Raw genomic sequence first — 12,384 nt, 5'->3', positions numbered from 1 at the left:
ACTCGGGTTCCTGAAAACCGCGCTGTCCCGGGGCCCGGGAAGCCCCGACTTCATGAAAGCCGAGTGGATCACGTCCGTCTGCGCCATTTGCGCCCGCTCGACCGGGGCCGACGCGGGGAGACAGTGCCCGACGGAACCGGGCGACTTGGCCGGACCCGGTCCCACCCTTGGGTCACGCCGCGGCCCCGTTCGCCCGCCGGGCCGTCCGCCCGTTCGCCCGGGTCGGCTGTCTGCCCGGGTCGGCTGTCTGCCCGGGTCGTTCGCCGGGTTGTTCGCCCGTTTGCCCAAGTCGGTTGGTCGCCGGGTGGCCCGCCGGGTTCCCCGCCGATTCTCTACAGGGGACGGTCGGTCAGGCGGGGTCGGCGGGCTTCGCCGCGTCGTTGGCCTGGGCGTGCCGCTCCAGGAGTCGCTGCCGGATCTCCTCCGGGGTGTACGCGCGCCGACGCCGTTCGGCCCGCGCGATGACCACACCGGAGGCCGCGACGCCGGCGAGCCCGGCCAGCCCGAGAACCTTCCACCACCGCATTCGTTGCCGCATCGGCCTAGGCTAGTCCCTCATGAGCATCAGCCTGGACGAGGCCGTCGAGTTGACCCGCACCGGTGACGTGTGGGTTTTCCGGGGTCGCAGCGTGCCGGACCGGGCCATCCAGTTCACCACCAACAGCCCGGTGAACCACGTCGGGATGGCGGTGGTGTTGGACGACATGCCGCCGCTGATGTGGCACGCGGAGCTGGGCAGGTCGTTGCCGGACCTGTGGTCGGGCACCCACCAGCGCGGCGTGCAGCTGCACGACCTGCGGGACGCGGTCTGCGTCTGGGCCAACCGGTACGGCCAACGGGCCTGGCTGCGACAGCTCGACCGGCCCGCCGACGGGGAGATGGAACGGGCGGTGCTGCGGACGATCGCGCGGTTGGACGGCACACCGTTCCCGTCGACAGCGCAGCTGGCGTGGCGCTGGGTGCGTGGTCGGGTGCCGACGCTGCCCCTGCCCGGCCGGCCAGCACCTCGGCGAAACCCGGCGACCCCGGCGATCCCTGCCGGCCCGGCCGGATCGGCGGGTGAGCGGGACCAGGCGACCCCGGCTAGCCCGGCCAGTCCGGCCGGATCGGCGGGCGAGCGGGACCGGGCGCTGGAGACGGCGTACTGCGCCGAGGTGGTGGCGGTGACCTACGAGGCCATGGGGTTGCTGCCGGCGGGGCGGCGTCCGAACTGGTATGACCCGGGGCGGTTCTGGAGTGGTGACGACCTCGGTCTGGCCGCCGACGCCCGGTTGGGGTCGGAGATCGAGGTACGGGTGCCGCCGCGCTGAGGTTTGACCCGGGCGGTGACCGGCAATTGCTGTGACCGTGAACGCCTCCACGGATCTTGACACGTTGGCCGACTTCTTCGACCGGTACGGCGTGGCGCTGACCTCCGGCGATCTGCCGGCCATCGCCGGCTGTTACGCCCTGCCGGGGCTGGTGGTGGCCGACACGTACAGCTTCTCGTTCACCACCGCGGCGGCGGTGGCGCTGTCCTTCGTGGGCGCCGCGCCGGACTACCAGGACCGGGAGCTGGTCGCGGCCCACGCCCGGATCGAGGACGTGCAGCCGGTGTCCGCGCTGTTGACGATGGTGGCGGTGGAGTGGGAGTTCCTGGACAGTCGGGGGCAGTCAGTGCCCGGGGAGCGGTACCGCTACCTGTTGCGTACCTCCGATGAGGGGCCACTGATCTGCACGGTCGTCCGGACGGGTTGACCGACCGGGGCCGGTCGGTCCGATCCGTACCCGCCAGGTTCCCGGTCCGCGTGGCGCTGGCTACGCTGTCGCGTCGGTGGGGGACGAGGGGAGACCTGATGGCGGTGCGGCCGGACGGTGCGGCAGATTCGCGGGCGGCGCGGGTGTTGGTGTCGGTGCCGTGGATCGTGGTGCTGCTCGGTGTGTGCGCGCTGGTGGTGCTCCTGGTGGTGGCGCTGTTGTCGTTCCGGGGCAGGGAGCGCGACGCCGGGCCGCAGGCAGCGCCTCCGGCGTTCCTGCCGACCGTGCCGGCCGGAGCATCCACCACCGGCGGGCCGACCCCGGCCGCTGTGGAGCGGCGCTCGGTGTCGCCGCGACCGTCACGCAGCAGTCGGTCACCGTCTCCGTCGCCGCGGCCCACGGCGACCGGCTCGCCGACGCCGGGGCGGACGAGCGTGCTGTCCGCGCCGACGACACCGGCGGAGGACCCCGTCAGCGCCCGCTACCAGGTCGGCACGAACGGCTGGAACGGGGAGTCGGCGATCCTGTCGATCGCCAACACGTCGAGTCGGTCGGTGGACTGGCAGGTGGAGTTGGCGTTCGACGACGACACCTGGTCGCTGCGAGTCGGTGACGACTCGGGCGTTTCGGTACGGGGGCGCGGGGACGGCGAGTTCGTGGTGCGCGGCACCCGTTCGCTGGAACCGGGCGACTCCCGGACGCTGCGGCTGCGCGTCGGCCTGGGTGAGTCGGCGCAGCGACCGCGAACGTGCACGATCAACGGGGTCGACTGCCGGATCGGCTGAGCCGCAGCCGGGTCGGTGGCCGGCGACGCCGTACGGCCGAGGCTTACCGCCCGGGCGCCGGTCGCTACGCCGCGTGGCCGAGGCTTTCCGGCCTGGGCCGCCGATCGCTACGCTGCGCGGACGATCCGCTGAGGGAGGTACATGTCCGGCATGCGCCGCCGTGCTCCGCGTCCGCCGCACGGTCCGGTCGCGATCGCATCGTCGCCCTGGATCGTGGTGGGTGCCGGTGTCGTCGTGATGGTGGTCCTGCTCTTCGTGGCGCTGGGCGCGTACCGGGGACGCACCCCGGCGCCGGACGGCGCGCAGCCGCCGGCGCTGCCGCTGCCGTCCGTGGCGGCGGCGCCGAGCGTGCCCACGTCGGTGCCGTCCACGGTGCCGTCTCCGGCGCCGGTGCTGCCGGGGTTGTCCGGGCGGGCCAGCGGGCTGCCGCCGAGCGCCGCGGCCGGTTCCGGTTCACCGTCGGCAGTTCCGACGGTCGCTGCGACCGGGCGGCCGACGGCGACGCGGTCGCCGACCCGGGCGGCACCGGGGCAGCCGGGGATGGCCGGGCGGTACCGGGTGGTGCAGAGCTTCGACGGCGGTTTCATCGGCGAGGTGGCGATGGTGAACACGTCCGCCCAGAGCCGCGGCTGGACGGTGCGGTTGGAGTTCTCCGGTGGACGGTTGGTGACCGCCTGGGTGGAGGGCGTCCCGCAGGGGACGATCCGGCAGGGCGATGACGGCTTCACGTACGTCAGCGGGGTCGAGGTGTCGGCCGGCGGTTCGGTGTCGCTGCGGTTCCACATGGAGCGGACGTCCAGCGCGCCACGGGAGTGCACTGTGGACGGGGTGCGCTGCGGCGGCCTCTGAGCGGCGATTTCGCAAGGTTGCTGCTTTGTTGCGACCACGTTTGCAAGGTATTGCAGAATGTTTCGGCAAGGGTTAGCGTGCGGCCATCACCGACCAGAGGAAGGCGTCGATGAAACCCCCGCCGAGACCGCGTACCGCAGTGCTGGCCCTTACCTCCCTGCTCACCGTCACCCTCGCCGGCGCTCCGGTCGCCGTGCAGCCCGCCGCCGCGAGCCCTCAACCGTCCGACCGTGCCTCACTCTCGGTCGTCGGCGCGACCCAGTGGCGCGACGAACCCAGCGCCGACGCGCTGCTGAAGGCCGGCGGCAGCGCCGCCCGCGCCGAGCAGTTCTACTTCGTCCTGCCGGACCGGTTCGCCAACGGAGACCCCCGCAACGACACCGGTGGCCTCACCGGTGATCGGCTGCGCACCGGCCTCGACCCCACCGACAAGGGCTTCTACCACGGCGGTGACCTCAAGGGCGTCATCGACAAACTGGACTACATCCAGGGGATGGGCACCACCGCCATCTGGCTCGCCCCGATCTTCAAGAACCGGCCGGTGCAGGGTGCCGGCAACGACATCTCGGCCGGCTACCACGGCTACTGGATCACCGACTTCACCCAGGTGGACCCGCACTTCGGCACCATGGAGGAGATGAAGCGCCTGGTCAGGCTCGCCCACCAGCGCGGCATCAAGGTCTACCTCGACGTGATCGTCAACCACACCGCCGACGTCATCAAGTACGCCGAGGACAAGTACGCGTACGTGGACAAGGCGACCTCGCCGTACACCGACGCGCGGGGCCGGGCGTTCGAGGACCGCAACTACGCCGACGGCAGCCGCGCGTTCCCACCGGTCAACAAGGAGTCCTTCCCGTACACGCCGACCTTCGCCGAGCCGGAGGACGCGAGCGTCAAGGTCCCGGCCTGGCTCAACGACGCCACCATGTACCACAACCGGGGTGACTCCACCTTCGCCGGAGAGAACAGCGAGTACGGCGACTTCTTCGGCCTCGACGACCTGTGGACCGAGCGTCCCGAGGTGGTCCGGGGCCTGACCAAGGCGTACGGGGACTGGATCGGCGCGACCGGCGTCGACGGGTTCCGGTTGGACACCGTGAAGCACGTCAACATGGACTTCTGGCCGCAGTTCAGCCAGGGCATCCAACGGGCCGCCGAGAAGGCCGGCAAGAAGGACTTCTTCATGTTCGGCGAGGTGTACAGCGCCGACCCGGAGATCAGCTCCAGCTACGTCCGCCAGGGTGGCCTGCCGGCCACCCTCGACTTCGCCTTCCAGGAGGCCGCGCGGGGCTTCACCGCGGGCGCCGGATCGGCCAAGGCGCTCGCCGACGTGTACGCCCGCGACGACCTCTACGCCGCCCGGGACACCGACGCGGGCCGGTTGACCACCTTCCTCGGCAACCACGACATGGGCCGGATCGGTTCGTTCATCGCCGGTGGTGGCACCGATGCGGCCAGCCACCTCCGACGCGACCAGCTCGCCCACCAGTTGATGTTCCTGACCCGTGGCCAGCCGGTGGTCTACTCCGGCGACGAACAGGGCTTCACCGGGCCGGGCGGAGACAAGGACGCCCGGCAGGACATGTTCGCCTCGAAGACCCCCGACTACCTCGACGACGACCTGCTCGGCACCGACCGCACCCACGCCAGCGACCAGTTCGACACCTCCCATCCGCTGTACCGGACCATCGCCGAGCTGGGCCGGCTGCGCCAGGCCCACCCGGCGCTGCGCGACGGCGTGCAGGTCACCCGGTACGCGGCCGACGGGCCGGGCGTCTTCGCCGCCTCCCGGATCGCCCCGGCCGACCGCACCGAGTACGTGGTGGCCGTGAACAACGCCGACACCGCGCAGACTGTCACTGTGGACACCTGGTCGGCCGGCGCCACCTTCACCGGCATCTACGGCGCCTCCGGCGACGCGCGGGCCAACGGTGACGGCGAAGTGGCCCTCACCGTGCCGCCGTTGTCGGCCGTCGTGTACCGGGCCGGCAGCCCCATCGCACCGGCCGCCGACAAGCCGACCATCACCATCACCAGCCCGATCCCGGACGCGCCGGTCGCCACCCGGGCCGCGGTCACCGCCCGGGTCACCGGTGATCCGCTGGCCAGCGTCACCGTCGCGGCCCGGGTGGCCGGTGGCCGGTGGACGCTGCTGGGCAGCGCCGACCACGCCCCGTACACCGTGCAGCACGACCTGACCGGCCTGGCCGGGGGTACCCGGGTCGAGTACAAGGCGGTGGTCCGCGACGGTCGGGGCCGGACCGCCACCGCCCGGTCCACCGCAGTCGTCGGCACCCCGGAGCAGGGCGGCTCCCGGGAGTGGGCGGTGGTGCACTACCAACGCCCGGCCGGCGGGTACGACGACTGGGGGCTGTACGCCTGGGGGGACATCGACCCGGCGTACGTCACCGAGTGGCCCAAGGGGCAGCCGTTCGCCGGGGAGGACTCCTACGGCCGGTTCGCCTGGGTGAAACTCAAGCCGGGCGCGACGTCGGTGAACTTCCTGGTCGTCGACAAGGCTGGCACGAAGGACGTCGCGCAGGACCGCAGCATCGACCTCAGCCAGACCGGGGAGATCTGGCTCAAGCAGGGCGACCCGGCGATCTACCCGAGCAGGCAGGCCGCCACCGGTGAACCGGACCCGCCGGTCGAGGAGGGCACCGCCGTGCTGCACTACCGGCGGGCCGACGGCAACTACGACGGCTGGGGCCTGCACCTGTGGGACGGCGCGGCCAACCCGACCGAGTGGTCCGCCCCGCTGCGGCCGAGCGCCGTCGACGCGTTCGGGGCGGTGTTCCGGGTGCCGCTGGCCGCCGGCGCCACCGGCCTGAACTACATCATCCACAACGGCGACACCAAGGACCTGCCCGACGACCAGCGGCTCGACTTCGCCAGCGCCGGGCGGGAGGTGTGGCTGCTCGCCGCCACACCGGGCCGGCTGCTGCCGTCGGCGGCCACCACCGCCAGCGGGGACACCGACATCAGCAAGCAGAAGGCGCACTGGATCGACAGGTCGACAGTGGCGTGGCAGACACCCCCGACCGACGGCAGGACGTACGCGCTGGTCGCCGCGCCCACCGGTGGGGTCAGCGTGGTCGACGGCGAGCTGACCGGCACGTACACCAGCCTGCCGTTGCGGGCGCAGCGCAACGGGCTCACCGAGGCGCAACGCGACAGGTTCCCGCACCTGTGGTCGTACCGTAGCTTCGCCCTGGACCGGGCGGACCTGGCCAAGGTCCCGGCGGCGTTGCGCGGGCAGTTGCTGGTCACCGCGCGCGACGCCGAGGGTGCGCTGCTCGCCGCCACCGGCGTGCAGATCCCCGGCGTGCTCGACGACGTGTACTCCCGGGCGACCGACGCCACCCTCGGGCCCACCTTCGCGGGCCGGACGCCGAGCCTCGCGCTGTGGGCGCCCACCGCCCGGAGCGTGGCGTTGCAGCTGTTCGACTCGACCACCAGCGCCCCGAGGACGGTGCCGATGCGCCGCGACGACCGCACCGGCGTCTGGTCGGTGCGCGGCGATCACACCTGGACCGGGAAGTACTACCGGTACGAGGTGCGGGCCTGGCAGCCGGCAGCGCAGAAAATGGTCACCGCGTCGGTCACCGACCCGTACTCGGTGGCCCTCGCCGCGGACTCCACGCACAGCCAACTCGTCGACCTCAACGACCCGGCGCTGGCCCCTCCCGGGTGGCGCACGCTGCGCAAACCGGCGCCCGTGCCGGCCGCGAAGGCGCAGATCACCTAGTTGTCCGTGCGGGACTTCTCCATCGCCGACGAGACGGTGCCGGCCGAGCGGCGGGGGACGTTCCTCGCGTTCACCGGCCCGAAGACCGCCGGCATGACGCACCTGCGGGCGGTCGGCGCCGCCGGAGTCACCCACCTGCACCTGCTGCCGGCGTTCGACTTCGAGACGATCCCCGAGCGGCGCGCCGACCAGCGCCAGCCGGCCTGCGACCTGGCGGCCCTGCCACCCGACTCGGCCGAGCAGCAGAAGTGCGTGGCGGCGGTCGCCGAGACCGACGGCTACAACTGGGGGTACGACCCGCTGCACTACACCGTCCCGGAGGGCGGCTACGCCGTCGACCCGGCCGGCGCGGCGCGGACCACCGAGTTCCGGCGGATGGTCGCCGGGGTGAACGACGCCGGGCTGCGGGTGGTGATGGACGTGGTCTACAACCACACATCGGCGGCCGGCACCGACCCGAAGTCGGTGCTCGACCAGATCGTGCCCGGCTACTACCACCGGTTGTTGGACGACGGCACTGTTGCCAACTCCACCTGCTGCGCCAACACCGCCCCCGAGCACGCCATGATGGGCAAGCTGGTGGTCGACTCGCTGGTCACCTGGGCCCGGCAGTACAAGGTGGACGGCTTCCGCTTCGACCTGATGGGTCACCACCCGAAGGCCAACATCCTGGCCGTCCGGGCGGCCCTGGACCGGTTGACCGTCGCCCGGGACGGCGTGGACGGCCGGTCGATCCTGCTCTACGGCGAGGGCTGGAACTTCGGCGAGGTCGCCAACGACGCCCGTTTCGTGCAGGCCACCCAGGCCAACATGGCCGGCACCGGCATCGGCACCTTCAACGACCGGCTGCGCGACGCGGTGCGCGGCGGCGGACCGTTCGACGCCAACCCCCGGGTGCAGGGCTTCGCCTCCGGGCTCTACACCGACCCGAACGGCGACCCGGTCAACGGCTCACCGGCCGAGCAGAAGGCCCGGCTGCTGCACGCCCACGACCTGATCAAGGTGGGGCTCACCGGCAACCTGCGCGACTACCGGTTCACCGACACCGCCGGGCGGCAGGTCACCGGGGCGCAGGTCGACTACAACGGCTCCCCGGCCGGCTACACCGCGACGCCGGGGGAGGCCGTCACCTACGCCGACGCGCACGACAACGAGATCCTGTACGACGCGTTGGCGTACAAACTGCCGCAGGCCACCACGGCGGCGGACCGCTCCCGGATGCAGGTGCTGGCGCTGGGCACTGTGCTGCTGGGACAGGGCACCGGGTTCGTCACCGCCGGCACCGAGCGGCTGCGGTCGAAGTCGCTGGACCGCAACTCGTACAACTCCGGTGACTGGTTCAACCAGATCCGCTGGGGCTGTGAACGGGGCAACGGGTTCGGCGCCGGTCTGCCGCCCGCGCCCGACAACGAGGACAAGTGGTCGTACGCGAAGCCGCTGCTGGCCGACCCGGCGCTGGTGCCGGACTGCGGGGCGATCAACACGACCGACGCCCGGTACGCCGAGTTGCTGCGCATCCGGGCGTCGTCGCCGGTGTTCGGGCTGGCCACCGCCGAGCAGGTGCAGCGGCGGGTCGCCTTCCCGCTGTCCGGTGCCCAGGAGACGCCTGGTGTGCTGACCATGACCCTGGACGCCCGCGGGCTGGGCGGTGCGTGGACGTCGGTGACCGTCGTCTTCAACGCCACCCCGTCGGCGGCCACCCAGACGGTGACTGGGCTGCGCGGAGCGGACGTGGCACTGCACCCGGTGCTGGTCGACTCGGCCGACCCGACGCTGCGGACCGCCTCGTTCGACCGGGCGGCCGGCACGTTCACCGTGCCGGCGCGCAGCGTGGCGGTCTTCGTTCAGAAGTGACGGTGAACCGGCCCCCTTCCGCGTCTCGCGGAAGGGGGCCGGCCGGTGGTGCTGGCGCTGCGCTGTGGTCACCCGAGGGTGCTGAGTCATCGTCACCCAAGGGTGATCGATCAGGCGAAGCAGTTCTCGATGGTGCCGCCCGGGATGGCCAGGCAGTTGGTCGGACGGTTCGCGGTGATGGCGGACTTGTCGTCCACGTTCACGTCTCCGAAGAAGCTGAAGACACCGCCCGGCTCGAAGGTGGAGAAGTTGTGGGCGACCTTCGTCTTCGACAGGTTGACCTCGCCGAAGATGTTGAAGATGCCGCCGCCGACCCCGATCGGGCCGATGGCCCGGTTGCCGACGACCTCGCTGTCGCGCAGCGTGGTGACGCTCAGGGTGTTGAAGAGCCCGCCGCCGAAGAAGCCGGCGGTGTTGTCCTTGATGCTGCTCTTCTCGAACGTGACAGCGCTGCCGAAGGCGATGGCGACACCGCCACCGACACCGGCGGTGCTGTTGCGCTCCACCGAGACGTTGTGCAGGTTCAGCTGGCTGTCCGCCGCAGCGATACCGCCGCCAGCGAGGACCGCGGTGTTCGAGACGAACTTGGTCTCGTACGCCGTGGTGTTGCCCTCGATGTCGAGGTAGCCGCCGCCGAAGCCCAGCGTCTCGTTGTCGGTGATCTCGGCCTTCTTGAGCTCGACCGTTCCGCCGTTGACGTCGTCGGTGAAGATCGGCGCGGCGCCGTTGGAGATACCGCCACCACCGATGATGGCGGTGTTGTCCTTGATCTTCGACTCCTCGACCTTGAGCAGGCCGGCGTTGAAGACGCCGCCACCGAAGAAGAAGGCGGTGTTACGGGTGACGGTGCTGTGCCAGATCTTCGTGGTGCCGAAGTTGGCCACACCACCACCGTTGCCGCCCGACTGGTTCAGGACGACCTCGGACTCCAGGATCTCGGCGGTGCCACCCGGCTGGACCAGGATGCCGGCACCGTCGGTGGAATCCGGGTACTCGACGAGCGGCGTGACGACGCCGCCCTGAGCGGCCGGCGCGGCCTTGGCCGCCACCTTGGGTGCCGCCTTCAGGCCCGCCTTCGGGTTGGCCTGTCGGGCGGTGAGCGCCTGGTTCAGCGGAACGCCCGCCTTCACCTGAGCCGCGATCGCCTCCGAGTCCGAGTAGGACGCCCAGACGGCCGCCGGCTCGACGCTGTTGAACAGCTCGAGGGTCTGGCCACCCTTGATGGTCAGGCCCTTGATCGTGAGGTGACCACCGGCACCGACGTTCAGGATCCGGAAGTAGTCAGCGGTGGCTTCCCGAGCGATCGTGGTGTGCTCGCCCTTGAGCGTGATCCGCTCGGTGATCACCGGCAGGCCGTTGCCCTCGTAGTCGTTGCGGCTCAGGTTGTAGGTGCAGCCCTTGGCCAGCTCCAGCACACCGCCGTGCTTGTTGTTGGCGAACACGATCGCCTGAATCAGCTTGTCGGTGTCGCAGGGCACCTCCTTCCCGCGCTCGTGGTCCTTGTCGCGGCCCTTGTCGTCGCGACCCTTGTCGTCCCGGTTCTTGTCCTCCCAGTCGCGCCCCTCGTCACCCCGCTGGTCGCCGTCCTTGCTGACCTGCGTGGTGTTCCAGTTCAAGCCGACCGCACCGGCGCTGCCCGCGACGCCCACCGCCGCGAGACTGATCACGCCCGTCAAACCGGCCACGCCACTGGCGAGCCAGAGCTTGCGGCGACGCTTGGCCGCCGCCCGCCCGGAGGCTTCGTTGTTCGTTAGGTAGTTGGACATCGGAGCTCTCTGCCCTCTCCTCGTACCAGACAGGGTCGCCGCCGTCAGACGGGCGTCCCCTGCTACAAATCGGTTGTAGCTCCCAAAACCACCGTATGAGAAGGTTCCTCGCCTCGCGGGCTTATCCGAGAGAAGCCCACATTCGGTTCATGTTGCCCCCAGCGAGGTCTGGACCGACACACCACAGCCCAAGCCGGCCGAGGGCCCTGCGACCTGCCCAAATGGGTACGCCCCTCCGAGCCGTCACCGGCTCGGAGGGGCGCGCCCTCTATGTGGATCAGCCCCACCCGATCAGGCGAAGCAGTCCGAAACGTTGAAGCAGTTGGTCGGACGGTTGGCAGTGACCGCGGACTTGTCGTCAAGCGTCACGGTGCCGCCGAGGCTGTTGAAGATGCCCCCCGGCGGGAGGGTGGAGAAGTTGTGCGCCACCGTCGTCCGGTGGAGCGTGACCTCGCTCCCCTCGGTGTTGAAGATGCCGCCACCGCGAGCGAACGGGCCGACCGCCCGGTTGCCCACCACCTCGCTGTCGCGCAGCGTGGTGACGCTGTCGTCGTTGTAGAGACCGGCACCGAAGAACCCGGCGGTGTTGTCCTTGATCCTGCTGTCCTCGATCGTCGCGACGCTGTCGAAAGCCACCGCCACGCCGCCACCCACGCCAGCGGTGCTGTTCTTGACCACCGTGGCGTCCTTGAGCGTGAGCTGGCTGTCGGCCACCGCGACGCCACCACCGGCGAGAACCGCGGTGTTGTCACTGACCGTCGTCTGGTGCAACGTCGTGGTGCCCCCGACATCCAGGACACCGCCGCCGAATCCGAGCGTCTCGTTGTCGGTTACCTCGCTCTTGTAGACCCAGACCGCGCCGCCGTCGACGTCCTCGGTGAAGATCCGCGGCGCGCCGTTGGCGATGCCACCGCCGCCGATGATCCCGGTGTTGTCCTTGATCTTCGACTCGTCGACCTGGAGTACGCCGGCGTTGAAGATGCCGCCACCGAAGAAGAAGGCGGTGTTGTGCGCGACCGTCGTCTTGCTGAGCCTGGTGTTGCCGAAGTTGGCCAACCCGCCGCCGTTGCCGCCGGCCTGGTTGTAGAGCAACTCGCTGTCCAGGATCTCCGCACGACCACCGGGCTGCACCAGCACCCCCGCGCCGTCGGTGAACCCAGGCTGCTCGACCAGCGGCGTCACCGCCGGCCCGGCACCCGTCGGCTTCGCCGGTGCGGATACCGGCTTGGCGGCTGTCGCCGTGGCGGCCTTTGCTGTCGTAGCGGCCTTGGTCGGTGTCGCCTTGGCCGGTGCTGCCTTGGTGGTGGCTTTCGCGGGTGCTGCCTTGGTGGTGGCCTTCGCGGCCGGCTTGGCGACCGGCTTGGCGGCGGGTTTCGCGGCCGGTTTGGCGGCGGTGGCCGTGGGCTTCGCCGCTGCCGCCGGTGACTCGGTCCCGGGTGCGGCAGTGGCCGGCGGCTTGGCCACCGTCGAGCGGACCGCAGCCGAGTACGGCGCCCAGACCGTCGCCGGGTCGGCGGTCATCGAGGGCTGAAGGGTCTGGCCACCCCTGATGCTCAGCCCCTTGAGGGTGAGGTGGCCGCCGGCGCCGACGTTGAGGATGCGGAAGTAGTCCGCCGTGGCATCCCGTCCGATGGTGGTGTGC

At 71.0% G+C, this 12,384-nt stretch carries 7 protein-coding genes and 1 pseudogene; 5 read left to right on the top strand and 3 right to left on the bottom strand.

The window, feature by feature from the left end:
• Positions 1–349 precede the first annotated feature (349 nt).
• Positions 350–538, bottom strand: coding sequence for a hypothetical protein (locus KBX53_RS08175; RefSeq protein WP_036412665.1), 189 nt, complete (start codon positions 536–538; stop codon positions 350–352).
• A 19-nt stretch (positions 539–557) separates the two neighbouring features.
• On the opposite strand from KBX53_RS08175, the gene KBX53_RS08170 reads away from it, so the two are divergent.
• The 5 genes and pseudogenes from KBX53_RS08170 to pulA all read left to right on the top strand — a co-directional run bounded on the left by KBX53_RS08170 (position 558) and on the right by pulA (position 8,976).
• Positions 558–1,310 carry a hypothetical protein gene (locus KBX53_RS08170; RefSeq protein ID WP_210858398.1) on the top strand — a complete coding sequence of 251 codons (753 nt, stop codon included), beginning with the start codon at positions 558–560 and terminating at the stop codon, positions 1,308–1,310.
• Between the two features lie 37 nt (positions 1,311–1,347).
• Entirely contained in the window at positions 1,348–1,737 is a 390-nt protein-coding gene (locus KBX53_RS08165; RefSeq protein WP_030337824.1) for a hypothetical protein, read from the top strand.
• 98 nt (positions 1,738–1,835) lie between these two features.
• Complete coding sequence (locus tag KBX53_RS08160) at positions 1,836–2,522, top strand: hypothetical protein (protein ID WP_210858396.1); 687 nt, start codon at positions 1,836–1,838, stop codon at positions 2,520–2,522.
• A gap of 141 nt (positions 2,523–2,663) precedes the next feature.
• Positions 2,664–3,371 (top strand): cellulose binding domain-containing protein, encoded by a 708-nt coding sequence (locus KBX53_RS08155; protein ID WP_210858394.1) that lies wholly within the window; start codon positions 2,664–2,666, stop codon positions 3,369–3,371.
• Positions 3,372–3,480: 109 nt separating this feature from the next.
• A pseudogene (gene pulA / locus KBX53_RS08150) lies at positions 3,481–8,976 on the top strand (pullulanase-type alpha-1,6-glucosidase).
• Positions 8,977–9,086: 110 nt separating this feature from the next.
• Here pulA and KBX53_RS08145 read toward each other — a convergent pair.
• Together KBX53_RS08145 and KBX53_RS08140 are read right to left on the bottom strand one after the other, a co-directional pair.
• On the bottom strand, positions 9,087–10,742 hold the full coding sequence (locus KBX53_RS08145; protein WP_030337820.1) for a hypothetical protein: 1,656 nt from the start codon (positions 10,740–10,742) through the stop codon (positions 9,087–9,089).
• A 291-nt stretch (positions 10,743–11,033) separates the two neighbouring features.
• The coding region (locus KBX53_RS08140; RefSeq protein WP_210858392.1) for a hypothetical protein at positions 11,034–12,384 on the bottom strand (1,351 nt) is incomplete at its 5' end.

This window comes from Micromonospora sp. M51, from assembly GCF_018070305.1.
Classification (GTDB): domain Bacteria; phylum Actinomycetota; class Actinomycetes; order Mycobacteriales; family Micromonosporaceae; genus Micromonospora; species Micromonospora parva.
This window is presented reverse-complemented; position numbering and strand designations above follow the sequence as displayed.

Excerpts from the sequence above, each read along its gene's own strand:
- KBX53_RS08175 (WP_036412665.1), bottom strand. The coding sequence starts at position 538 with ATGCGGCAACGAATGCGGTGGTGGAAGGTTCTCGGGCTGGCCGGGCTC.
- KBX53_RS08170 (WP_210858398.1), top strand. The coding sequence starts at position 558 with ATGAGCATCAGCCTGGACGAGGCCGTCGAGTTGACCCGCACCGGTGAC.
- KBX53_RS08160 (WP_210858396.1), top strand. The coding sequence starts at position 1,836 with ATGGCGGTGCGGCCGGACGGTGCGGCAGATTCGCGGGCGGCGCGGGTG.
- KBX53_RS08155 (WP_210858394.1), top strand. The coding sequence starts at position 2,664 with ATGTCCGGCATGCGCCGCCGTGCTCCGCGTCCGCCGCACGGTCCGGTC.
- KBX53_RS08145 (WP_030337820.1), bottom strand. The coding sequence starts at position 10,742 with ATGTCCAACTACCTAACGAACAACGAAGCCTCCGGGCGGGCGGCGGCC.